Source organism: Paenibacillus sp. FSL R7-0333 (assembly GCF_038000365.1).
GTDB lineage: Bacteria > Bacillota > Bacilli > Paenibacillales > Paenibacillaceae > Paenibacillus_AQ > Paenibacillus_AQ silagei.
Genome location: NZ_JBBOBZ010000002.1, coordinates 33,718 through 55,825 on the forward strand (window position 1 = coordinate 33,718; position 22,108 = coordinate 55,825).

Below are 22,108 nucleotides of genomic sequence, written 5' to 3' on the forward strand. Positions count from 1 at the left end.
CTTAACATAAATGGCAAATCAGTTGCCACTTCATAAATAAGCCGGCGGGCATACGCGGGAGGGATAAGTGATGGAATTTAAAAGCGGGGATAAAGTTCAATTCCGTAAAGTTGGTGGGTGGGAAGGTCTAGAAGGAGAGTGGATTGACGGAATTTTCGAGAGGGAGTCAACCAAATGTGTTTTTATCGCGGATGTGACTGGTAAAGTGAATGAGTATTGGACGCATCGAGTTGAGGTTCGCAAAAAAGATATAACTGAGAAAATGAGCGTGGCGGGAGCTCTGGCCGTTTTGGAGAACGGGCTGGATTATGAGAAAGTCACACATATAGAATCGACCCAAGCATACCACTACTTTTCTGCTCTGTTTCCAATCGGAGATTCACCAGTAAAGCACGAAGTTCGGATAGATGCTGAAATCAACATTGATGACCAATTTCACATTCAGCGTCGGCCATGGGGATCAGAGTATTGGGAGCACATCGACAGTGTCTCGTCTGATTGGTCGCAAGAAGAATAACACGGGGCTACGGCCCCACTACTATTGAGGAGGGATCATATGAGCGAATATACAGGACCTTGGGGTTACCTAGCAGATGTTGAGAGTGATATTGAGGCGGAAGAGGCATACAGGGAATCATGCAGGTTCCAGGGGCCGCGCGAAGAGGAAGAAGAATTAGGGATTACGGCCCCTTTAAAGGAGAATGCGATGAAGAAGATTGACGAACTGAAATTGGCAATTGATGCGTTGTTGCTTCAAGGATACTCATACTCCGCTGAAGTATTGTACTTTAAATTGCGGGAATTAGAAGCAAAAAAGGAGGATACGACATGCTGAATATAATCACCTGGACGGTTATCGGGGTGGCGCTGGTGCTGTCTGTGGCGGCACTGATCAAGGCGCGGGGGCGGCGCTGATGAAGCTGGAGGAATTACGGCCGGGCCTGTCGGTGCGGATTACAGAGGGAGAACACACAGGCAAGACGGGCAGTGTGCTGGCAGTAGGAACATTTGAGGGAGGTCCGCAAAGTATCGGGGCGCTGCTGGATATTGGAGAGCGGCTGCCGGTGATCTGTGAACCAGGAGGAATAGAGAAGAGTGACTCGCCCGCCTGATGATGGTCGGAAGGGAACTGACCGAAACCATTTTGCGCTACGGCGCAGGATGGTCGCGGGAACCCGCATAAATAAGATGTGTACGGCATACAAGCCCGGTTATATAATGGGTTTGTCAATGAAAATTATGTCAGGTGGTGTTGTATGTTGTCGTGGGAGCCAGTAGGGTATATGCTGTTTTCGACCGTGGAGACATTTGCGGTGTATTGCTTAATAATGACGCTGTTTAGGTACAAGTTTCAAGATTACATATGGGAGGCATTGATCACTGGCTTATTAATCAACCTGCAGAGTTACGTAATGCGCAACGAGTTTTCCCTCGCTTACCTGGTGCCCATTATTACTATCTTCATCTTCGTTGCCCTTTTCAAAGTGATTGTAAAAATACCGTTGATTTGGTCCATTATAGTTACAGTCCTTGGATATGTGATATATGCGTTGCTTCAAACCGGGCTTGCAAATATGCTGTTCGGTTCCATCGCAGCAATAGCAGATAGTAAATTCAACGGCTATCTACTGCAATTCTCAAGTGGTGGAATGACCATAATAGCATCATTGTTCTTGTACAAAATCGGAATGGGGTTCAAGTTCAATTTTGAAAAGCTCAGGTTTCGTTTCGAAGATATTATTATGATCGCTATGATTATATTCTTTCTTATCTCCGTTTCGATTGTGTTTTACTACAATGACATGTTTGTTAATATCGTGTTTTTCATTTGTGTCATGGCATTTTTACTATACTATGCAATACGGAAGGAACAGGGTGAATGATCGAATCTTTGGCTTCTAGAATGGCTACTGGAATAAAACATCAAGTTCCTGAACACCCTGCTTCTTTTGCTGTACTTAAATTCGCTATTGCTGTAATTCTTAACGTGCTATTCATTGTTGCCCTCACCCTTGCTATATCCTTATTGACAGGAAGGACAAATGAAGTGGTGCAGATACTTGTCTCCTTTGCGCTATTGCGACAGGTATCAGGCGGCGCACACATGAAATCTGGAACAGCTTGCGTCTTGTTCACAACGGCTCTATTTACAATCCTGTCCTTCATTGATGTGAACAGCACTGTGGTTCTGCTTTTTAACGGAGCCAGCTTGCTGATTGTATTATGGCTGGCACCGACTGGAATTGAACGGCAGACCCGGATTCCCCGAAATCATTGGCCCAAGCTGAAGTTCATTGCAGTATTGCTTGTGGCCGCAAATTTTGCAATCGGGTCCCCGGTGATTGCGGCCAGCTTTCTGGCACAATCCGTAAGCTTGATTATTTCGAGAAGGGGGTGAAAACTCAATGATGAAATCCTTACAGCGTAAAGCCGTATATAAGCTAGCTTCTGGACTATCTGCAATGGCTGCTTTGTTAGTCCTAGTGACAGCAAGTATTGTTTACGTAAATCAACCGGAAGTTCCTGAGGAATTGTTGAAATAGTCTGGAGTGATTCAAGTGATTAAGACGATAAGCGCAACTCTGGATGAGAAAGGGAATAGCGGTATTATTAATGTCTTAGTTGATGAAGTGTATTACTTAGGGGTGGAGAGTAGATCCTCTATGATACTACTGGAAACCCCATCGAGAACTTACTATACGCCGGGCACTTTGAATTACTGGACACATGTATTAAATCGTAGCGGCTATCATTTTCATATCGCTGACCGCAGTAACAGCATTAACATATCTAAAATTGTCGAAGTTGACGAAAGATATAAGATCGCCTTCTTCGACAAACATGACCGCTCGAAGAAATGTACAATGTCAAGTACTGGGAAACGCGAGGTCATGGAATTGCTATCACAAACAAATACACCTTATGTACTCCTATGACCGCCCATTACGGGTGGTTTTTTTATGAGTTGGCATTATAGCACATATCGATTGTAGAATGATGTCGAAATAAGGAAGGGTCTTGGAATTATTCAATCGGGGAATTGAAATTGCCAATGCAGAATTTTTGCTATTTAATAGAAGTACAGGGAGGGGAATTCACCCGATGAAATGGGGTTGACAATTTTCATGTTGAAGTGGTAATGAAGACTATTACCATACTTTAATTTACTTAGGTTGTTAAGTTATAGGTTAACATCTGATCGGGGGGAGAGTAGAGAATCTACTCATTCCGATTGCTTGACCATTGTAATGTGTAAAAATCATTCACGCTACAATTGAGGAAATGAGCTGCATTAATTGCAAACTCAAGGGACATTTTCGGCTTACCCTTTATCAATTGGTTGACATAGGAACGCGAGCAGCCCATGTGCCTTGCAAAGTCAGCCTGTGTAATGTTCTTTTCCTTAAGACGGTCAAGCAGTTGGCAGTCCCCGAGCAGGAACGCCATGCTATTCTCCTTTCTTTAAAAATTCTATATCAAATTATATCATCATGGAGGTCAGAAATGGGCAAATTTTCTTACAGAGTGACTGACAACAGCATGTCTGGAGATCGGATATACATAGGAGATGAAGTGATTATCGAAGAAACACAGTCTTATTTACCAGATGACATCTGTGCAATTATAAACCAAACAGACATTTCAACCCTTGAATTTAGGAGGATAGAACCAATAGGGGATAGTTATCGTCTAGTTGCCTCTAACTCTGATTTTAAAGGTGAAATCCGAAAAGAGGTCGAGGTAATTGGTAAGGTATTGATGACATACAGAAGCGTATAAATAAAGCCCGCCTTAATGGCGGGCTTAAATATATCAAAATGAAATCACAACTTTTTTGAGTTTACCAATAATTCGTATGTTATTTTCTTTGCCTGTTAAGATGATTGGGGGATAGTCGGGATTGGCTGATTGCAGTATTAGAGTATTATTTTGCTTGTACACTTTTTTTAATACAGCCTCGTCATCAATCAGAACAGCAGCTATTTCTCCGTCTTCTACCTCTTCTTGAGTACGAATGAGTAACAGATCCCCATCATATATGCGAGACCCAATCATACTGTCGCCCTTAGCTCTTAAGTAAAAATATTCCCCGCCATTAATCCACGAACGTGGAGTCGTCTCATATCCTTCGATTAACTCATACGCTAATCTTCCATTTCCGCATGAAATTTTTCCGACAACAGGCAAGCTTATGTATTCTGAATTTGAGGATTCAGTTTCTGAAAAAGAGTATGCACCTTCCGTTAATTGAGGAACTGTGACATCAAGAGCTTTTGCAAGATCTCTAAGTCTGTCCATATCAAATTTATGTTCGCCGTTTTCGTAACGCTGGACAGTTTTCTTTGTTATCCCCACTTTTTCCGCCAATACCTGAAGACTATAATTTCTAATGTCACGGTACTTTTTAATATTTTTTCCCACTACACTATAAATAATTTTTTTATCTTCAGGACCAGTCATTTTAAAAATCTCCTTCATCTAATGTTTGAATATAGTATAACCTCAAAAAGACACTTAATACAACAATAAGTTATGTTCGTGTCTTTTAAGGGGTTGACGATGTCTAAAACTGGTGCTAATCTATGGGTGTCTCCGGGAGACACGACACCATGAACAAGGGGGTGAGCGAATGTTGAAGATTAGTGTTAAGGCCGCAAGAGTGAACTCAGGTATGCAAGCAAAAGAGGTTGCTAAGGATCTAGGGCTTTCAGTTACGGCATATTCCAGAAAAGAAAACGGTCATGTTCGGTTTTATGTAGATGAGGTAATGAAGCTAAGCCAACTCTTTAAGGTTCCAATTGAAAATTTTCATGAGGCGGGGTGTCTCCCAGAGACACGAAACGAGATAGACATTCCGCTAGAAAATAAGCTTTCTTAATCCATTACGATATCCCAGCACACACATAGCATTATCACTTTACGAAAGGAAGGTGAATGTTCTTGCTTACACCAATACACACAATTAACATCGGCAGCCGCATCCGGGAAGACATGGGCGACATCGCAGGGCTGGCCGAAAGCATCCAGGCACGCGGTCTGCTGCATCCAATCATCATCGATGAATCAGGCAACTTGATCGCAGGTCACCGCCGGTTAGAAGCTCATAAGCTGCTGGGTCGTGTAGAGGTTGAGACCCGCACCATGGCTGATCTGACTGAGAAAGAGAAACGGCTGATTGAGCTGGAAGAGAACACGAAGCGCAAGGCACTGACGGAGTTTGAAGCTTCTAAGAACCTCGCGGAATTGGCTGAAGCTGCCAAGGAAGTACTGAGGGAAGAGTTTTCACCGCCCGGCAGTAAAAACCCCGGCGAGGGTGGAAGACCTGAAAAACCGGACTCGGAAGCTAAAGTGGCTGAAAGGATCGGTGTACCTCAACAAACCATTAACGAGGCAAAACGTCACGTGGCCGCAGTCGAACAGTTCCCGGCACTTGAATCCCTGCCGAAGAAAGAGGCCATCCGAACCGCTAAGGAGCCAGACAAAGCGGAGTTGTACCAGAAGGCGGTAGAGGAGTTCCCGATTCTCGGTGAATCAAAGCTTCCGGCAGATGTGGTCATTCAGGGAGCTGAAAAGCTGAGGAGTGCTCCTCCAGAAGTTGCTCAGAAGACGCTGGATAATATTGCGGCTGAAGAAAAGAGATCAGCACTCAAGCAGCAATTAATTGACGAACAATTCAGGGATGCGAAGCTCATCAACAATCTGATCGATTCTGCAGTTAGAATTCGCGGAATGGTAACGGATGAACGAATGGTGAACTGGATGGAGACAAGGCGGGACCGCAGCGAGATTGAGCTGAGTATGAGCCAGGTTCAAGGCGGGATCGACGAATTCCAGCGGTTGAAGGACAAAATGAAAGAGGCGCTGAAGGGCCCTCGAAGGGTGGGGAAATGAGGTGGATAAACATAATCTTGATCGGGATGATCGAACGGAGTTCATTCTTGGATTCATGAGCCGGACATTCACCATTGATGAGGTCGTTGCTTTCCTGGAAGAAAAAATTGTGCTGGATGAAGCGAAGATCCGCAGGGGTGCAATAAGAGCCAAAGCGCGTCAGCTGATTGGAAGCTTCAAGGATGGTGACGGCGTTCGCCTGATTGCCGCATATGACGAATCGGCAGACAACGAGCCGCGCCGGATGGTGTACGGGGTTATCGATAGCTGCAATGATCCAAAGATTCTGGATAGGCAAATTGTGAATATGGTCAAAAATCGTGATGGTTCCGAAAGGCTCATCCAAAAGGCCAGAGCTCGGAAAGAGAAGATCATGAATGAAACTGACCTGTTTAGCTTCTTCGACTTTGATGACCTGGAGAAAGGAGCATCCCAATGAGCACAGTTGAAGCAACTGAACGGCAGTTGACGCCGGACGAACTAATAATTAATAACTTGGGCTTAGTTCGTTTCTTCGCAAATCGGATGAATCGGACTACCGGAGAGGATTATTCGGAATTGTTCCAAGAGGGTTCGATTGGACTCATTAAAGCTGCTCGTACTTTTAACAACACCAAGGGATGTAAATTCGCTACATTCGCCCGAGAGTGTATTCAGAATAAAATGCGAGACTACCTCCGCAAATGTCAACGCAATAACGGCCGCTATCAAAGCTTGGATGCAATGCCGAACGGATGGGAGTTAGTTGGTAAGTGGGAACCGGATTTATCTTATGTGGAGATAGATCAGGCGGCCTTTGCAAGGATGAACGTTAAACAGAAACGGCTGTTAATGCTTCTCTTCGAAGGTTACTCCCAGGCTGAAGCTGCAATTGAGATGGGGCATACAGCTTCATACATCTCACGGATATTAAATAAGGCTCGTAGCAATTACGAGGATACATCAGGCTTCTAAATAATTTGAAGGAGAATGGAGGCTCTGCACATGGCAGTATTCATCCATCCTACTCATCGCGCTCTGGCTCGCATCACTTATATGGCAAGCAACATTAAAGGCGAGCTGATACTCGGAGAACCAGAACTTGCACTGATCATGCCCTTACTTATGGATAACCTGAACATCGTCCAGCAGGTGGACGGCATCAAAGAAGCGACCTTCGCGGCACACCGCGCAGGCAACATGGATCTGGAACAGCATTTTACAAATAAATTAACAGAATGGGAGGAGCAATTGAAATGAATGTGAAGTCAATCCAAATTCGCTTTCATCGTGAGCAGATGGCTTACTGGCTGGGCGTGTTGCATGCAGCCAAACAGGCCGGTGACACGAATATGGAACGGCAGGCATTGCGGGAGCGGCGGACTCATACAGACGCTGTGCTGGAGTTGTGGGCCTCGCCTGCGGAGCGGGTGGCGGTGATCGCGTGAATAAGGTTCCAGATGATTTACTGGAGGACCTGGGCGAATACTTCGAGCACTATGAAGTGTTGAAACGTCAAGGCATTCCGTTTCACCTATTCGTGGATCAGTACATGGCAGGCCAGCTCCAAGGTATTTATTTTTTAATCCCGATGGAAGGGGCTGAGGAAACTGATGTCCATCAGAATCAGCAGCACAGTCAAGTGCCCATTTCCTAATTGCGGCCATACAGGTGACGTAATCACCGTTCTGCACTGCCGGACAGCGCACAACATGGAGCGCAAGGAACTGTATGGCAAGTATGGTCAGCCAGAGCCGGTAAGGTTTAGCCCGGATGCCGCCAAGAAGAACCTGGAGGGGCAAATTATCGCTCCAAGGCTGAATGTGGGTTATCCGAGCAATACGGATCATGCAAAGGATAGGCGAGCTGAGAGAAAGCGTGAGGGGAGGTGAACAAGACAATGCAACCAAGTATCGGAAGAATAGTCCACTTGAATAGTTATCACGGACCAGCAGCAGCGTTGGTAGTGGGTGTCAGGGGGGCGCAGGCAACTGACCTGCAGGTGTTTTATGCGGATGGGCAAATAACCTTCCTTCAGAACGTGGAGCAGGGCGACCAGCCCGGTCAGTGGAACTGGCCTCCGCGTGTGTAAAATTCGCATAGCCTATTATTTTTTTGCCAAAAACGGGATTTTGAGCCCCAAAAGGAGCATTTGTGATGTCGAAACTGACAGTTGAGCTTGAATTGGATTGGTTTGATTCTGAATCTGGAAGTGTTTCGGATGAGATTAAAAATGAAGTTGTTCGGGGCTTGCAGGATCGCCTGATCCAGAAGGTGGAGAAAGAAATCCAGGCCACAATTGATCAAAAAGTGGTCGAAGCAGCGGAGAAAATCACGGATGAGTTCCTTGTAACGGTCTATAAGGAGCGCTTGGAGAATCTGAGGATTCCAGTCAAAACCGGAGGTTGGAGTTCGGAAGTGAAGTATTACTCTATCGCTGAATTTGCAGGGGAACGCTTCGATGACTTCCTGAAGAAAAAGACGCTTGGGGAGAGCGGTCAGCATGTGGACTATGAACGCGATGCTAAATATACGCTCATGGAATACCTGGCAAAGGACATTCTCGGCCGCGAGTTGGAGAAGAAGGTTTCTAATCTCATCAGTGAAGCCAGACAGAAGGCAGAGAATACAGTCATCAGTTCCCTTGAAAAGAACCTTCGGGACCAATTATCTGCCGACATGATTAGCCGCTTAAATATCCCTTCTATGCTGAAGAGTTTGCAGGAAAAGGCTGCTGAAATCGAACAGACCAGCACCAACCAATAACCCATATCGGAGGAATCATTCATGAAAACAAAATTCCGTATCACCAACAAACGTCATGCTTTCATTGCAGCAGTTCAATCCCAGCGGGCTAAGGACTTCGCTGAAGCCAAATCCCGCCGCCAGTTCAAACACGAAGCATCCGATAAGGTGGCTTACAAACCCGGCAAACTTGGCCCCTCGGTTGTCGCTACAGCCATCCAGAAGGAATACGGCGGCGTCCTTAACCGCACTGGCCGGAAGCTTCTTGCAAAGACCCGGCGGGAAGCACGGCCTAGATTCTACAGCTATCAATAAGGAGTGGAGGGAAATGCTCCAGAAATGCAATTGCGGCAATATTGCCGACTATGCGGTTTATGCAGATGCTCAACCCAAATGCCTGCTTTGCATGCTGGAAGCAGTGGACACAACGATAGCGGTCCCTGTCCGCACGCTGGACCCATGGGAGAAGGAGCCGCCAACAACAAATAACGCCCCTGGCTGCAACCAGGAGCGTTAAGCAAAGCTTAAACCAAAATTCACGGTCAATATACCACGAAATCAAGGAGGCGTAAAGATGCTGCATATTAAGAAGCTGGAAGCAAAGCATTGGCTGGGGATCAGAGAGTTGAATATTTCCCCGGGCAAGATCAATAAGGTTAATGGCGATTCTGGGGCGGGCAAGACTAGTCTCATTGAAGCTTTAGATAAGGCGTTAACCAATACCAACCGGCGAACTGAGGTCATCAGCCACGGTCATGAAGAGGCAGAACTGTTTGTTGAGTTGACAGACGGTCTGCAGATCACTCGTAAGGTACGGACTGAAAAGGCTGATTACCTCAAGGTTAAGCACGACAGCAAAGCTGTGAGCAATACAGAGGGATTCATTCGGAAGTTTATCAATGGGGAGATCTTCCGCCCTATCGAATTTATGCACAAGGATGCCAAGGAGCAGACGGAAATCATCTTGAACATGCTGCAGATTGATTGGACTACAGAGGGCATTAAGGCGTGGTTCGGCGAGTTGCCGGAGGCGGATTACCAGCTTCACATCTTGCAGATTTTGAAGCAGATCGAATCAGCCTATTTTGAGGAGCGCGCCAGCATTAACCGCGAGATTAACCTGCTGCGGGCGAACATCGAGGGCATCAAGCGTGACCTGCCGCCAAATTATGACGGAGAGGAATGGCGAGGGGTGGACCTGCAGCAGCTCTACCGCAGGTTGTCTGAGGCTCAGGAGTCCAACAAGAAGCTGGAAGAGGCCAGGTCTTTGATCGATGGGCTGACGCTGCGTATCGACGACATCAAGCGGCGCTCTGCCAACTCTGCAGAGGAAAGTAAGCTTGATTATCGGAGACAACGTGACACGCTGACAGGCAGTATCAATCGGCTGCAGGAACGTGTCGAGCAGGATCAGAAGGTAATCGACGATGCAGACCGCCGTATCTCAGAAGCTTCGCAACAACTGGACAATGAGTTGGAGCAGGCGATTGAACGTCTGAAGATTCAATTCCAGCAGAAGAAGCTCAACATCAAAGAAGATATTCAACACGAAGTCGAGCTGAACAAAGGCTATATCAGCGAACACCGGCAGCAGATTGCGGAGAAAACAACCTCACTAGATAATCTCGCGGAGCATGAACGCAAGGACAAAGAGAAGATTGCGGATCAAGAGGCGAACCAGATAGCAGCTGAGAAAGCGAAGTCAGGCCATGCACAGCAGGTTATCGCAGATGTTGAGTGGATTGATCCTGAGCCGTTGCAGGCCGCCGCCCACAAGGCTGCTGAGATGAAAGAATACCTCCGGGAGTGGGAACGGATGAATGACATCATCCGGGAGAAGCTGGCTCCGAAGGAAGCGCGGGCTGCGGACTTGACCGCGAAGATTGAGAAGGCCCGCGAGCTGCCGAAGGAACTGCTTAAGACTGCCGCGCTGCCTGTGGACGGCTTGACAGTAGATGACAAAGGCCGCATCCGCATTGATGGCACCCTGTTGGACGGGTTGAGCGAAGGGGAGTCCTTCGAATTCGCGTTCAAGCTCGCGAAGGCTCAGGCTGGCGAGCTGAAAGTAATCTGCATGGACGGCTGGCAGAATCTCGGCAGCAAGCAGCAGGAGATCCTGGAGGCCGCACAGCACGATGATTATCAGTACTTCTTGCTCTCCACAGTAGAGGGCAAAGACCTTGAAATTGAAACCCTGGAGGGATAAACCGTGACCGTAGCCATTGAACTGCAAGTACAAGAGACCCTGGATAGAATCCTTGATTCTAAGCACGATGCCCTCCCCTCTGACTTTAATAAGAAGCGTTTCTCGGAGAACTGTAAGGCATATGTGGCTGATGAAAAAGACCTTCATAAATACAGTCCCGAGGAGATTGCAGCCAATCTGTTTAAAGGCGCGGTGCTGGGGCTGGACTTCTTGGCTAAAGAGTGCCACCTGATCTCTGGTGGCGTCGAGCTCAAATTTCAGACTGACTACAAGGGCGAAATGAAGCTCACCAAGAAATACAGTGTCCGCCCGCTGCTGGATGTGTATGCCAAGAATGTTCGGGAAGGCGATGAGTTCAGGGAAGAGGTCATAGAAGGACGCCCGGTAATCCACTTTGCTCCTCTACCGTTCAATGCCAGTAGTATCATCGGTAGCTTTGCAGTGGCTCTCTTCCAGGACGGCGGGATGGTGTACGAATCTATTCCGGCCGGAGAGATCGAGGAGATCCGCAAGAATTACGGCAAATCGCTCGGGGATGCCTGGGATAAGAGTCAGGGTGAAATGTATAAACGGACGGTGTTGCGCCGGTTGTGCAAGACAATCGAAACAGACTTCGATGCAGAGCAGCGGCTGATCTATGATGCGGGCGGAGCCTTTGAATTCACCAAACAGCCGGCCCGTTCCCGCCAACAGAGCCCATTCAATCCACCGGAGGAAAGCGAGGTGACCCAGGATGACCGAGTTGCTGAAACTGACCAAGGATAATTACTTCTCGCTGGAAGCCAGCAGGCAATATATGAGCGTCAGCCAGTTCAAAAGCTTCGTGCCTGCCTTCGGCGGCTGCGAGGCGGCGGCTGCTGCGAAGCTGGCCGGGGACTGGGAAGAAGCCGACAAGGATGCACTGGTGGAAGGGAAATTCGTCCACGCATGGAACGAGGGTACCCTTGAAGAGTTTAAGGCGGATAACCCGGATATGTTCAGCAGCCGGGGAGCGACAAAGGGAGAGTTGAAGGCCAATTTCAAGCGTTGCCTAACCATGATTGAAGTGCTTGAGAATGATCCCAAGGTTATGCAGGTACTGGCCGGACAGAAAGAGGTCATCCTGACAGCGGAACTGTTCGGTATCCAGTGGAAGGTCATGCTGGATAGTTATCAGCCGGGGATTGTATTCGCGGACCTGAAAGCCATGAAGGACATGGACGGTAAGCACTGGAACAAGGAAGCTCAGGCCTATGAGAATTTCATTGAACATTACGGTTACGGCCTCCAGATGGCGGTTTACGCCGAAGTGGAACGGAAGGCGAAGGGACGTAACGCTGAGGAATGGCTGCTGCCTCATATGGTGGTCGTAACCAAGCAAGACCCGCCGGACCATGAAATTCTGTACTTTGATTTTGACGCCATTGCAGCAAGCCTGCGGGTTGTGGGGAACCACATCGAGCGGGTGAAGCAGGTCAAGGCCGGAGAGGTAGAGCCGGTGCGGTGCGATTCATGCGAGTATTGCCGGGTGACTAAGCAGATTAAACGCATTAAACACTTTTCCGAATTGAGCCTGTACTGATGAGCGCCTTCGGCTTCCACCCAGTGAAGAAGCCCAAGCACAAGCGAAACAGCCCAACCGCCAAGCAGCGGGGCAAAATCACAACAGAGGTCTATGAGGCTGCTCTGGAGCGGTCAGGCGGATACTGTGAGCGGTGCGGAAGGTCTGGGCAGTTGCAATGCGCTCATCTGGTCCGGCGCTGGAACATCGAAGTGAGCACCACTGTGAACGATGTGGCGATGCTTTGCGGACCCAGCGTCAACACTGGGACCTGTCATAATTTCGTGGACTATACAGCTGAAGGGAAGCAGTGGGGCATCGACTACCGGGAGCGGTTGTATGGACGCTGACAAGGCGCCTTCCGTTGAAATCCACCTCCGGCTGCTCGACTGCCAGATATGCGGCAGCGAGATCAATCCAGACCGTGAGGAGTATATAGGCCGCAAGCGGGTATGCGGTCGCTGTTATGACGGTCTGACATCCGGCAAAGATAGAATGGCCCGTAAGTATGGACCTAACAAAATAACAAGCAGAGGTGTTGTGGATGGCTATTGAAATAAAGGTGTTCAAGAAACAAGGAGACATTGAACCCGGAAACTATGAGGCCCGCATACTCCCACCTGGGAGAGCAAGCATAATACTCGGAGGCTCTTTTCCTTCACAGGCGCAGATAATCAGTGGAGATCACGCTGGCGAAGCCATCCCTTATGAAAACTATATGCAAATCGGAGAACTGCCTGCTGAAGCTGATGTGATGCTACAAAACACAAAGATGATTGAACAGTTGGCTGAAGCTGCACGAAAGATTGCGGCATGCAATAACCGCACTCATCAACTTGAAGAAGAACTCAGAGTCGCTGGATTGTCACTTGTCAGTCAGCGTAATGAACTTGAAATGGAGCGCAACGGCAAGAAGAGGGTAGAACTGCCCAAAGAAATTGTAGAAGCATTGCAAGTCTGTGCAACAGCAGGGTTGAAGGGTGTTAGGCTCATTTCTTACCTTCCAGTCACAAACCAATTATTCAGAGACTTTGATCGCATTGTAATAGAATCCCTGGATAAAATTCGAGATTTTTGTTTCAAAGGCTCAAACGATCCGAATTTGATTTTGAAAGCTATGCTCTATGGATATACTGCTGCACCCGAGAAGAATGGACTTATTGAACACCGGAATGAAGTCACCCGCATTATTCAAAAGTGGTGGAACACGATTCCTCCAGCAGACGGTAAGCATGATCCCGAACGCTTGACTGATCAGATTTTCGAATTCCTACAGAATGAGGATGGCAAACTGCCCTTTTAAAGTAAAGCAGGTGAAGTAATGGCAAAGCCCCAGAAGGAGAACGGGTTTGCGCCGATTGCAAATGAAATATTGGATGAGATATGTCAGTACACCTTCAACGGGGCGCAGCTAAGAATTGTACTGAAGATATGGCGTCTCACCTATGGGTATAACCGGAAGGACCATGACTTTTCCATTACCTTTTTACAGCAGGTCACGGGCATATCAGGGAGGACGGTCAAGAAGGAGGTTGCCTTCCTGATTAAGTCTAAAGTGCTGCTTGTCACGAAGAACGAGACGAAGACCACGGCCCGGCGTCTCGCCTTCAACAAGAATTACGATGATTGGACTATAACGAAAAGCGGTGATTTCGTGGAAGAGCAAATGGACCTCTTTACTGCTGATGAGGGGAGCGATACTTCCCCTCCTAATGATGAAGGGGGAGGGGAGCAATACTTCCCCTCTGAGGGGAGCGATACTTCCCCTCAAGTAGCCTCTAGGAGGGGAGCAATTGCTCCCCCATATAAAGAAATAAAGATCTTAAAGAAAAGTATTAAAGAAAAAACAGCGATGTTTGATGAGTGGTATCAAAAATACCCTCGCAAGGTATCGAAGGATGCAGCAAAAAAAGCATGGGATAAGCTGTGTAAAACAGAGGACTTTGACCCTGATGAAGCTATTCAGAACACAGCCAATTTTGCGGAGACTTGCAAGCTGCTTGAAACGGAGAAAAAGTATATTCCGCATCCTTCGACCTTTTTAAACCAGAAGCGCTACAAAGATTACCCTGTCGTTGATCCAGAAGGGCTGTTGATGCCGGTGATACCAGAAACCAAGAAGACAGGCAGCCTGTTCAACCAAATGCTGAAGGAGGAGCTGAGATCAAATGACTCGGGCACAGATATTGTGGCTCCTGAATTACCTGTCGGCAGCATACCGGAGTTTCACGGTTGAGAGAGAAGAAGCAGACGGCGTTGTGAACGTCTGGACGGATATCCTTCAAGGCGTTTCATTTGAAGCTGCACAGGAAGCCGTCCGCAGGCTCTGCCGGGAGAATGCCAGTTTCGCCCCGACACCTGGGGAGATATATCAGGCATGCATGGATAGTGGACCGCAACTCACTATTTACCAGATTCAGCAGCAGGAGCAGCAACAACGGATGTTGGAACTGCAAGAGTACCACGAAACAGAAGATGTCGGACCGATGCCGGACCATGTACGTGAAAAACTGAATTCCGTGTTCGAAAAGTTCAAGGCGGTGAAGCCAGATGCGCATTGAGGCGGAGTGGACTGTGCTTGGATCGTTGATGAAGGATCACCGATTGATGGATGATTGCTTCCTTACACCGAAAGATTTCACCGCAGACGACATGAACGGGACCATATTTAAGGTTTTGTTATATGCCAAGGATCATATCGTTGATGTGCCAGATCCGTTTGATCCAAAAGTTTTAGGAAGTAAATGGGGAAATGAGCTTGAAAGGGTTGGCGGACCATCTTACCTAATGCGTATAAGAGAATCCGTTCCGAGCACAGAGAACTTTGTCTTTTATCAAAGGATTGTGCGCTCCAATAGGATACAAGAGGAACTTGCAGAGTTAGGCAGCAAGATTGCAAGGAATGGCGGCGGCGATCTAGCCGAGCTCAAAGCCAAAATGGAGCAACTAGAAGAGCTCCAGCAGGGCGATAACATCGGCGGTCCTGTTCATATGGCGGAGCTGCTGGAGGGCCATGAGCAGGTCATTGCTAAGCGTGCGAACAGCGGCGGGATCACAGGGGCGAAGGCAGCGAGTGATGATTTCACCCAGTTAAGCAAAGGGCATCAGGAGGGCGATCTTGAGATACTGGCCGGACGTCCTTCAATGGGGAAGACGCTCTATATGGTAAATGATATGGACGCTGTAACAAGCTCCGGCTGGGCTGACGCAGTATTCTCGCTGGAAATGGGAGCGCTGGAGATTGTCGAACAGATGGCCTCCTGTATTGGGGGGATCAAGAAGGACCGGATTGCTTCAGGGCAAATGTCCGACAATGATTGGCACCGGTACGGAGACGCACTGGAGATCATCGCAGGACGTCATCTGTACATTGATGACAAGCCAGGGGCCACAGTGGAGTATATCCGCCGTCAAGTGAAGACCTTGAAAAAGAATCATCCGGGCAAACGATGGGTGATTCATATCGACTTCTTGCAGTTCATTCAGACCGAGAAGAATTTCGACAGTACAAAAGAGCGGATCGGGTACATCACAAAGTACCTGAAACGTATGGCGAGGGAACTGCAGGTCAGTGTAGTTTGCTTATCGGCAGTCGGCCGGAACTGCGAGCAGCGTCCCGACAAGAGGCCCTTAATGTCAGACCTGAGGGACTCCGGTGACATCGAATCGGATGCAGATATCGTGGCATTTATTTACCGGGATGATTACTACTATCCTGAAAGCCCCAAGAAGGGGTTTGCAGAGGTCATTGTTGCCAAAGGACGGAAAATCGGAACGGGCACGTTTGATATGGGATTCTCTCCAGGTATCAGCAGGTTCATTAATTTGACTAAGGACGAAAAATACAAACTCGCTGAGAAGGTGAGGGAGCATGAGCAGCAAAAAACGCATCGTAGATGAGGAAGGTTACCAAACAGCGATTGATTATTTGACCGAACATGCCCCTATCCTGGATGATCCGCTGCCAGATCCTAAGTACGACATTGAGAAAATTAAGAAGATATACGCCGTGACAGAGCAACGCATCCATGAGTATAGGCGCGGTCAGATGCTATTGCTGCATCCATATCTCAAGAAGATATACAAGGCGGCAGGGGTTGAGTATCAAGAATTTAAGTGAGGAGGGGCAGTGATGGGAGACTGCATGTACCCACGATGTAAAGAAGCAGCATCACAGACATGGGCGCTTGTGCCGCTGTGTGAAGGACACCGCCAAGAGATTTCAGCAGAAACGGCTTTATATTACAGCAAAGGCTCCATGACCTATCATGAGCGGGCTCGTTACATGAGGATTTTACATCTGATCCCATGGAGCCGGAAGGAGTGAAGGCATGAGATTTGTGGGGATTGACCCCGCCACGACAACCGGTTTTGTCGCACTGGATGAAGAGGGCAATGTCCTTGTGGAAACGGATGTCAGAGGCGAAGGAAAGGTTGTACCCGGGGGGATAAGCATAAGCATGTTGGTGTCCTTGGAAAATAAGGTCTACGGATTGCTCAAGCCTGGTGACATCATCGCAATTGAGGAGTCAGCAAAGGGCACACAAAAGGGCATAACCACTGGAATGATACACGGTGGACTGCGGTCCATGATCTTCCGAAAGGGACTCGAATGTATTGAAGTCAACCCACAGCGAACGAAGGGTTATGTGAACCGGAATCAGCGCGTTCCTAAAAAACAGAAGAAGGCACATGTAGCTGCTGGAGTGCTGGAACATTTCGGATATGAACATAAGAGTGACAATGTAACGGATGCCTATATTATCGCAAGGATCGCTCAGGCGATCTATCTTGTGAAGAACAGCGGCAGAACTGACATATACACATCTTATCAACAGAGAATTATCAATGCGATTCTCTACCCGGAAGAGAAGGCCCCCACAAGAAGTAACGCAAATAACCAAACCGTAAAACGCCGAGGGAAGCCTGCGGCGGCGGATAGTCACACCCAAAATACAGAACAGACGCTCTTATTTTAAGGAGGCGGACGGATTGAATTGGAAGAAAGCCACTCTCCCACAACTCTATGAGATTGCCTTCAACGACAGCGGGGCTCCCATCATGCATAAGCATTCTGCCCTTGCTGAGATCCAGCGTAGACAACCGCAGCGGCGGGAGAAGGTCAATTACAAAATGAAGAAGGTGTATCCACGATGAGCTGGTACGATGATGACTTTTACCAGGAGCCGAGTGAGTTTGAGGAGCAGATTAATGCTCTAAAGGAATCATTGATGAACGCGATCAAGGATGAACAAAAAGCGGAGATCGAACGGCTGAGGAAAGAAAATGGAGAGCTTCAAGAGGTCAAACGTGATTTCGAGAAGATCCAGCAGGATTATCGGGTGAAGGAGCGGGAGCTTGAGTGGAAAATGAAAGAGGCTCAGACGGAAGCTCGCCGGATAAGATTATCAACCCTTCTGGAATCATTCGGAGTTTCCCTTTACAGAGCAAGTTATGAGTATGTGAAAGTTCCGAAGTGCAATAAATGCGATGAACATCGGCGCATTTATTATAAGACTCCATCTGGAAAAGACGCTTATGAGCCGTGTGGATGTGATGTATCAAATACCATTTATGTTCCAAAAGAAATGATCTGCTGCGAATTCAGGATTGATCGGCGCGGAAGTGACAAGATGACCGCCTGGTATAAGTCCATCCCCAAAAAAGATGCAGATGATGATTACGCGAGTTATGAATCCAGCACCCACCTAGATCAACTTTATGTTCCTGGGATGGAATACGAGAAATTGAGCAAGTGGAGCACGTTCTTTAAAGACAAGGATGATTGCCAACGATTCTGCAATTGGCTGACCGAGCAGGAAGCCGTCAAGAAGAAGGAGGGCTGATCCTATGAAAACAGTCATTCGCATCAGGGACGACAACGGCCGGATCATCGGCACGGCCCGCCGGGAACAGCAACAAGAGGCAATCGATGTACTTTGGGATTTCAGCCTGGCGCTGCTTCTCCTGGGGCTGGTGCTCTTATGGATATGAGAGAGATCATAGTCGATAATTTTGCGGGCGGTGGCGGGGCCAGCACTGGCATTGAGCTGGCAACCGGGCGCAGCGTTGACATAGCCATTAACCACGATCCTGCAGCTATCGCCATGCACCGTGCCAATCACCCGGAAACAGAGCATCACTGTGAAAGCGTATGGGACGTTGATCCCCGAGAGATCGCAGCGGGCCGTCCGGTGGGCCTTGTCTGGCTATCGCCTGATTGTAAACATTTCAGCAAGGCAAAGGGCGGCAAGCCGGTTGAAAAGGGTATCCGTGGGCTGGCCTGGGTGGCGGTACGCTGGGCGGCAACGGTTCGGCCCCGGGTGATAATGCTCGAAAATGTGGAGGAGTTCAAGACCTGGGGGCCAATCATCCCAATGCTTGACCGGGGTACGGGGCGGATGCTCAAGCGAATTCCCGCAGAGGTAGAGGGCGAAGGGGATCAGGTGGGCCCAGCAGCGATAGGTGAGATTGTTCCTATTGATCGGCGGATATACATGCCTGATCCCAAGCGAAAAGGGCGCACATTCAATCATTTTGTGGAATCCCTTCGCGGCCATGGATATGAAGTCGAATGGCGGGAGCTGCGGGCGTGTGACTACGGAGCCCCGACAATCCGCAAGCGGCTTTTCCTAGTGGCCCGATGCGATGGCCGACCGATAGTCTGGCCGGACCCGACCCACGGAGCACCTGACAGCCCGGAAGTGTTTGCAGGGAAGCGGCAGCCCTGGCGGACGGCAGCGGAGATTATTGACTGGTCCATACCGTGCCCTTCTATCTTTGACCGCAAGAAGCCACTGGCGGAGAACACTGAACGGCGGATAGCTCGCGGGCTGCAGAAGTTCGTAATCGACAACAAGAAACCATTCGTTATCCGGTACAAGTATTCTAACGAGCCGGAAAGCACTGATAAACCATTGAGCACGATCACAACCGTGAATAGCCATTACGTTTGCACGCCGTATATTGCCCGGATTGGGCAGACGGGATTCGGTGGTGACCGGCTGCAATATGAGCTGAATGACCCGCTGACGACTGTAACGACAAAGGCTGAGCACCTACTTGTTACACCAATATTGGGAGTCAATACAACAGGGCATCCCGGCAGCTCGCCAGAAGAGCCACTGCGGACCATCACGACAGGCAACCACCATATGCTCCTAACCCCAACACTGATTGAAATCGGGTATGGCGAGGGGCCAGGTCAAGCACCTCGGGCTCCTGGACTGCAGAAACCACTGGGCACGGTTGTATCCGGCGGCCGCAAACACGCACTGGTCGCTGCATTCCTGGCAAAGCATTACGGCGGGGGGTACACCGGGGCTGGGAACAGCCCGGACGAACCACTCAGCACAGTGACAACCGTGGATCACAATGCACTGGTGACCGCCCATGTTATCCGGCATTTTGGGGAGTCGGTAGGCAGTACGGCGGATTCCCCCATCGGAACGGTGACGGCGGGCGGCGGCGGGAAGACGGGCCTTGTTACTTCTCACCTGGTTAAGCTGCGCGGAACCAACACAGGACAGCCGGTGGATGAGCCACTTCAAACGATTACGGCGGGCGGGCTCCACTTCGGCGAGGTACGTGCATTCCTGCTCAAGTATTACGGCAGCGCCGACAACGGCCAGACCATGGGAGAGCCGCTGCACACGATTACTACCAAGGATAGGTTCGGACTGGTCACAGTTGAAGACGTAGATTACCAAATTATCGATATCGGAATGCGGATGCTGGAGCCGCATGAACTATTTGCTGCTCAGGGCTTCCCGAGCAATTACATCATTGATGTGGATGCAGACGGACAGAAGTATTCCAAGAGCGCCCAGGTTGCCCGCTGCGGCAACGCCGTCCCGCCGCCGTTCGCGGATGCGCTGGTCCGGGCAAACCTGCCGGAGATGTGTGTAGGAGCTGGCCGGGCGCTGTCCCTGGAGAGATATAAGCCTGCTGCGGGACAGATGGAGTTCAGCTTATGAAGAAGGAATATGCAGTTTACAAGGGTGACCTAATGCTGGTGATGGGGACGGCAGAAGAGTGTGCAGCGGAGATGGGCGTGTTACCGGAATATATCCGATGGCTCACAACGCCAACAGCGAAGCGAAGGTTAGCCAGGCGCAAGCATCCGGAACGCTGTATTGTCGCGGATGTGATTGAAGATTAAGGGGCTGCTATAGCCCCAAGGAGGGAACATCCATGAAGCACATCGTCTGCTACAGCGGCGGGGAGACATCGGGCATCGTGGCTGTTGAAGTGGCTGCCCGGTACGGTCCCGAGAATGTAATTCTTATCAACCATGATATAAACCCCTGGGTGGAGCACTGGGATATCAAACGGTTCAAGGCCGAGGTTGCTGATTACCTGGGGATTCCAATCACATACGCCAACATGACCGGGTGGGACCAGAAAGACCAGTTTGACGTCTGTATGGAGGCCAAGGCATTCAAGGTCGGAATACACCCGCTTTGCACCAACCGGATCAAGACGGCCCCCTTTCACAAATGGCTGGCGGAGTCGTTTCCGGTGGAGCCGGGCGGCAGCCGGGATGATGTGACAATCTATTACGGATTTGAGGCTGGAGAGACCGCCCGCGTGGAGCGGCGGCGTAACATCCTGGGGGCAAAGGGTTATCAAACCTGTTTCCCGCTGGCGGAGTGGCCGGGCTTGATCGGCAGCACCAGGGATGTCGGCATCGATCCCCCGGAGACTTATGACATTTGGAAACACGCGAACTGTACCGGATGCCTGCGGGCGGGGCAGCAGCACTGGTATGTAGTGTACTGCCGGAGGCCGGATGTCTGGGCCAAGGCCAAGCATGCGGAGGAAGCAATCGGATATAGCATCCTTCGGGTCAACAACAAGGCAATGTTCCTGAAGGAGTTGGAACCGAAATTCGCGGCGATGCAGAGCCTGGGCATCCGGGCGGACGAGAAGACCCCGGCGGCGACATTCTGGGCGGCAGCACGGAAACTGCTCGGGGCGCAGCCGGTGGAGGAAAAGGCGGGCTGCAGCTTTTGAAGGGAGAGTCACATGAACCAGATAATGCTTAATCTCCCGCAGTATGGACCATGGCTGGTTGTCCCAAAGGGAGACGACTCCTGCCGCCGCCTGGCGGACCGTCATTACAGCAGGCAGACAATCGGGTCTCCGCAATTCACACGTCCGGGCCATAACCTGGTGCTGCGGACGGCGCTGGGGGATGCAGTATGGGTCACCTGGTCCGGGATGCGGGATGATGGCCTGCGGGCGTGGGAGTGTACCATCTTCCGAAACGAATCGGCTGTGTTGAGTAGTGAGATGATCCGTGCTGCGGTCTCTGCAACGCAGGCCGAATGGGGCGCACCACCGGCGGACGGCATTATCACCTATGTGGACGCCGGGAAGGTCCGCAGCGTTAACCCCGGCTGCTGCTTCAAGGCGGCGGGCTGGCGGCAGATCGGCAGGAGCAAGCGGCGCGGGCTGGTGCTGCTGCAATATAAACTATGAGGGCATAGCCCCTATAAGGAGAGATTGACATTGCCTCGTGAATCAAAACTCTGTGAATTTGAAGTCATAAAGGATATTTACTGGGATGATTGGGGCCGTTTCGTTAAGGTGTTCCGCAAAGGGGATGTGTGCAAAGGTAAGCTTTGGCCGGATGGCAGTGTATCTGCGGAAAGCACTCTGTATGAAGGAATTACAGACAGCGTAGAACCTGACTGCATTGTGATTAGATCGGTTGAGGGTTAACCACCCTCTCCCCCCTATAA

The 22,108-nt window shown here is 49.5% G+C and carries 39 protein-coding genes; 37 read left to right on the forward strand and 2 right to left on the reverse strand.

The genetic code is table 11. The annotated features are described in order from the left end of the window. Positions 1 to 70: 70 nt before the first annotated feature. From MKY86_RS33800 to MKY86_RS34265, 7 genes are all read left to right on the forward strand, one after another. Positions 71 to 517, forward strand: coding sequence for a hypothetical protein (locus MKY86_RS33800; protein ID WP_076079829.1), 447 nt, complete (start codon positions 71 to 73; stop codon positions 515 to 517). Positions 518 to 556: 39 nt separating this feature from the next. After that, on the forward strand, positions 557 to 835 hold the full coding sequence (locus tag MKY86_RS33805; protein WP_076079830.1) for a hypothetical protein: 279 nt from the start codon (positions 557 to 559) through the stop codon (positions 833 to 835). A 79-nt stretch (positions 836 to 914) separates the two neighbouring features. Next, complete coding sequence (locus tag MKY86_RS33810) at positions 915 to 1,112, forward strand: hypothetical protein (protein ID WP_076079831.1); 198 nt, start codon at positions 915 to 917, stop codon at positions 1,110 to 1,112. A 144-nt stretch (positions 1,113 to 1,256) separates the two neighbouring features. Beyond that, complete coding sequence (locus MKY86_RS33815; RefSeq protein WP_076079832.1) at positions 1,257 to 1,883, forward strand: hypothetical protein; 627 nt, start codon at positions 1,257 to 1,259, stop codon at positions 1,881 to 1,883. Then, positions 1,880 to 2,398 carry an accessory gene regulator ArgB-like protein gene (locus tag MKY86_RS33820; protein WP_076079833.1) on the forward strand — a complete coding sequence of 173 codons (519 nt, stop codon included), beginning with the start codon at positions 1,880 to 1,882 and terminating at the stop codon, positions 2,396 to 2,398. The genes MKY86_RS33815 and MKY86_RS33820 overlap by 4 nt, the downstream gene beginning before the upstream one ends. A 7-nt stretch (positions 2,399 to 2,405) precedes the next feature. Beyond that, positions 2,406 to 2,543, forward strand: a complete 138-nt coding sequence (locus MKY86_RS33825; RefSeq protein WP_083685237.1) for an AgrD family cyclic lactone autoinducer peptide — start codon at positions 2,406 to 2,408, stop codon at positions 2,541 to 2,543. Positions 2,544 to 2,558: 15 nt separating this feature from the next. Continuing rightward, positions 2,559 to 2,936, forward strand: coding sequence for a LytTR family transcriptional regulator DNA-binding domain-containing protein (locus tag MKY86_RS34265; RefSeq protein ID WP_076079834.1), 378 nt, complete (start codon positions 2,559 to 2,561; stop codon positions 2,934 to 2,936). 283 nt (positions 2,937 to 3,219) lie between these two features. Here the strand turns inward: MKY86_RS34265 and MKY86_RS34270 are convergent, their stop codons facing one another. Next, entirely contained in the window at positions 3,220 to 3,447 is a 228-nt protein-coding gene (locus MKY86_RS34270; RefSeq protein WP_076079835.1) for a helix-turn-helix transcriptional regulator, read from the reverse strand. Between the two features lie 57 nt (positions 3,448 to 3,504). Here MKY86_RS34270 and MKY86_RS33830 point away from each other — a divergent pair, with 57 nt between their 5' ends. Further along, the gene (locus MKY86_RS33830; protein ID WP_076079836.1) at positions 3,505 to 3,780 is read left to right on the forward strand and encodes a LexA family protein; all 276 of its coding nucleotides are present in this window, start codon (positions 3,505 to 3,507) and stop codon (positions 3,778 to 3,780) included. 33 nt (positions 3,781 to 3,813) lie between these two features. Here the strand turns inward: MKY86_RS33830 and MKY86_RS33835 are convergent, their stop codons facing one another. Continuing rightward, entirely contained in the window at positions 3,814 to 4,461 is a 648-nt protein-coding gene (locus tag MKY86_RS33835; RefSeq protein ID WP_083685241.1) for a S24 family peptidase, read from the reverse strand. A 169-nt stretch (positions 4,462 to 4,630) separates the two neighbouring features. Between MKY86_RS33835 and MKY86_RS33840 the strand changes: the two genes are divergently transcribed. From MKY86_RS33840 to MKY86_RS33980, 29 genes are all read left to right on the forward strand, one after another. Next, complete coding sequence (locus MKY86_RS33840; RefSeq protein ID WP_340827968.1) at positions 4,631 to 4,879, forward strand: helix-turn-helix transcriptional regulator; 249 nt, start codon at positions 4,631 to 4,633, stop codon at positions 4,877 to 4,879. A 62-nt stretch (positions 4,880 to 4,941) separates the two neighbouring features. Further along, the gene (locus MKY86_RS33845; protein WP_340827969.1) at positions 4,942 to 5,892 is read left to right on the forward strand and encodes a ParB N-terminal domain-containing protein; all 951 of its coding nucleotides are present in this window, start codon (positions 4,942 to 4,944) and stop codon (positions 5,890 to 5,892) included. 1 nt (position 5,893) lies between these two features. Continuing rightward, positions 5,894 to 6,331, forward strand: coding sequence for a hypothetical protein (locus MKY86_RS33850; protein ID WP_076079838.1), 438 nt, complete (start codon positions 5,894 to 5,896; stop codon positions 6,329 to 6,331). Further along, entirely contained in the window at positions 6,328 to 6,846 is a 519-nt protein-coding gene (locus MKY86_RS33855; RefSeq protein ID WP_076079839.1) for a sigma-70 family RNA polymerase sigma factor, read from the forward strand. The genes MKY86_RS33850 and MKY86_RS33855 overlap by 4 nt, the downstream gene beginning before the upstream one ends. A gap of 30 nt (positions 6,847 to 6,876) precedes the next feature. Continuing rightward, complete coding sequence (locus tag MKY86_RS33860) at positions 6,877 to 7,131, forward strand: DUF7667 family protein (protein WP_076079840.1); 255 nt, start codon at positions 6,877 to 6,879, stop codon at positions 7,129 to 7,131. A gap of 2 nt (positions 7,132 to 7,133) precedes the next feature. Next, positions 7,134 to 7,319, forward strand: coding sequence for a hypothetical protein (locus MKY86_RS33865; RefSeq protein ID WP_143803746.1), 186 nt, complete (start codon positions 7,134 to 7,136; stop codon positions 7,317 to 7,319). Next, positions 7,316 to 7,528, forward strand: a complete 213-nt coding sequence (locus MKY86_RS33870) for a hypothetical protein (protein WP_076079842.1) — start codon at positions 7,316 to 7,318, stop codon at positions 7,526 to 7,528. The genes MKY86_RS33865 and MKY86_RS33870 overlap by 4 nt, the downstream gene beginning before the upstream one ends. Positions 7,529 to 7,771: 243 nt before the next feature. Next, positions 7,772 to 7,963, forward strand: coding sequence for a hypothetical protein (locus tag MKY86_RS33875; protein ID WP_076079844.1), 192 nt, complete (start codon positions 7,772 to 7,774; stop codon positions 7,961 to 7,963). Between the two features lie 65 nt (positions 7,964 to 8,028). Continuing rightward, positions 8,029 to 8,637 carry a hypothetical protein gene (locus tag MKY86_RS33880; protein WP_076079845.1) on the forward strand — a complete coding sequence of 203 codons (609 nt, stop codon included), beginning with the start codon at positions 8,029 to 8,031 and terminating at the stop codon, positions 8,635 to 8,637. A 21-nt stretch (positions 8,638 to 8,658) separates the two neighbouring features. After that, the gene (locus MKY86_RS33885; RefSeq protein ID WP_076079846.1) at positions 8,659 to 8,931 is read left to right on the forward strand and encodes a hypothetical protein; all 273 of its coding nucleotides are present in this window, start codon (positions 8,659 to 8,661) and stop codon (positions 8,929 to 8,931) included. A gap of 13 nt (positions 8,932 to 8,944) precedes the next feature. Beyond that, on the forward strand, positions 8,945 to 9,133 hold the full coding sequence (locus tag MKY86_RS33890; protein ID WP_076079847.1) for a hypothetical protein: 189 nt from the start codon (positions 8,945 to 8,947) through the stop codon (positions 9,131 to 9,133). A gap of 57 nt (positions 9,134 to 9,190) precedes the next feature. Then, positions 9,191 to 10,822, forward strand: coding sequence for an AAA family ATPase (locus MKY86_RS33895; RefSeq protein WP_076079848.1), 1,632 nt, complete (start codon positions 9,191 to 9,193; stop codon positions 10,820 to 10,822). 3 nt (positions 10,823 to 10,825) lie between these two features. Next, positions 10,826 to 11,587 carry a RecT family recombinase gene (locus MKY86_RS33900; RefSeq protein WP_076079849.1) on the forward strand — a complete coding sequence of 254 codons (762 nt, stop codon included), beginning with the start codon at positions 10,826 to 10,828 and terminating at the stop codon, positions 11,585 to 11,587. After that, a complete protein-coding gene (locus MKY86_RS33905; RefSeq protein ID WP_340827970.1) occupies positions 11,556 to 12,383 on the forward strand; it encodes a PD-(D/E)XK nuclease-like domain-containing protein in 828 nt (275 codons plus the stop codon). The genes MKY86_RS33900 and MKY86_RS33905 overlap by 32 nt, the downstream gene beginning before the upstream one ends. After that, the gene (locus MKY86_RS33910) at positions 12,383 to 12,712 is read left to right on the forward strand and encodes a hypothetical protein (protein WP_076079850.1); all 330 of its coding nucleotides are present in this window, start codon (positions 12,383 to 12,385) and stop codon (positions 12,710 to 12,712) included. Before MKY86_RS33905 ends, MKY86_RS33910 begins: the two co-directional genes overlap by 1 nt. After that, on the forward strand, positions 12,702 to 12,917 hold the full coding sequence (locus MKY86_RS33915; protein ID WP_076079851.1) for a hypothetical protein: 216 nt from the start codon (positions 12,702 to 12,704) through the stop codon (positions 12,915 to 12,917). The genes MKY86_RS33910 and MKY86_RS33915 overlap by 11 nt, the downstream gene beginning before the upstream one ends. Then, positions 12,907 to 13,665: a hypothetical protein gene (locus MKY86_RS33920; protein WP_076079852.1), complete on the forward strand. Its 759-nt coding sequence runs from the start codon at positions 12,907 to 12,909 to the stop codon at positions 13,663 to 13,665. Before MKY86_RS33915 ends, MKY86_RS33920 begins: the two co-directional genes overlap by 11 nt. 18 nt (positions 13,666 to 13,683) lie before the next feature. Next, a complete protein-coding gene (locus MKY86_RS33925; protein WP_076079853.1) occupies positions 13,684 to 14,598 on the forward strand; it encodes a replication protein in 915 nt (304 codons plus the stop codon). Next, positions 14,531 to 14,923 (forward strand): replicative helicase loader/inhibitor, encoded by a 393-nt coding sequence (locus MKY86_RS33930; protein WP_076079854.1) that lies wholly within the window; start codon positions 14,531 to 14,533, stop codon positions 14,921 to 14,923. The genes MKY86_RS33925 and MKY86_RS33930 overlap by 68 nt, the downstream gene beginning before the upstream one ends. Next, entirely contained in the window at positions 14,913 to 16,262 is a 1,350-nt protein-coding gene (locus MKY86_RS33935; protein WP_076079855.1) for a replicative DNA helicase, read from the forward strand. Before MKY86_RS33930 ends, MKY86_RS33935 begins: the two co-directional genes overlap by 11 nt. Beyond that, positions 16,234 to 16,482 (forward strand): hypothetical protein, encoded by a 249-nt coding sequence (locus MKY86_RS33940; RefSeq protein WP_076079856.1) that lies wholly within the window; start codon positions 16,234 to 16,236, stop codon positions 16,480 to 16,482. The genes MKY86_RS33935 and MKY86_RS33940 overlap by 29 nt, the downstream gene beginning before the upstream one ends. Before the next feature lie 211 nt (positions 16,483 to 16,693). Then, entirely contained in the window at positions 16,694 to 17,341 is a 648-nt protein-coding gene (locus tag MKY86_RS33945; protein WP_076079858.1) for a hypothetical protein, read from the forward strand. 13 nt (positions 17,342 to 17,354) lie between these two features. After that, positions 17,355 to 17,519 (forward strand): hypothetical protein, encoded by a 165-nt coding sequence (locus MKY86_RS33950; protein WP_340827972.1) that lies wholly within the window; start codon positions 17,355 to 17,357, stop codon positions 17,517 to 17,519. After that, positions 17,516 to 18,208: a hypothetical protein gene (locus tag MKY86_RS33955; RefSeq protein WP_076079859.1), complete on the forward strand. Its 693-nt coding sequence runs from the start codon at positions 17,516 to 17,518 to the stop codon at positions 18,206 to 18,208. Before MKY86_RS33950 ends, MKY86_RS33955 begins: the two co-directional genes overlap by 4 nt. 4 nt (positions 18,209 to 18,212) lie before the next feature. After that, entirely contained in the window at positions 18,213 to 18,356 is a 144-nt protein-coding gene (locus MKY86_RS33960) for a hypothetical protein (protein WP_340827973.1), read from the forward strand. After that, positions 18,353 to 20,338, forward strand: coding sequence for a DNA cytosine methyltransferase (locus tag MKY86_RS33965; protein ID WP_076079888.1), 1,986 nt, complete (start codon positions 18,353 to 18,355; stop codon positions 20,336 to 20,338). The genes MKY86_RS33960 and MKY86_RS33965 overlap by 4 nt, the downstream gene beginning before the upstream one ends. Continuing rightward, positions 20,335 to 20,523 (forward strand): hypothetical protein, encoded by a 189-nt coding sequence (locus MKY86_RS33970; RefSeq protein ID WP_076079860.1) that lies wholly within the window; start codon positions 20,335 to 20,337, stop codon positions 20,521 to 20,523. Before MKY86_RS33965 ends, MKY86_RS33970 begins: the two co-directional genes overlap by 4 nt. A 32-nt stretch (positions 20,524 to 20,555) precedes the next feature. Next, the gene (locus MKY86_RS33975; protein ID WP_076079861.1) at positions 20,556 to 21,377 is read left to right on the forward strand and encodes a hypothetical protein; all 822 of its coding nucleotides are present in this window, start codon (positions 20,556 to 20,558) and stop codon (positions 21,375 to 21,377) included. 12 nt (positions 21,378 to 21,389) lie between these two features. Further along, complete coding sequence (locus tag MKY86_RS33980) at positions 21,390 to 21,845, forward strand: hypothetical protein (protein ID WP_340827975.1); 456 nt, start codon at positions 21,390 to 21,392, stop codon at positions 21,843 to 21,845. Positions 21,846 to 22,108: the final 263 nt, after the last annotated feature.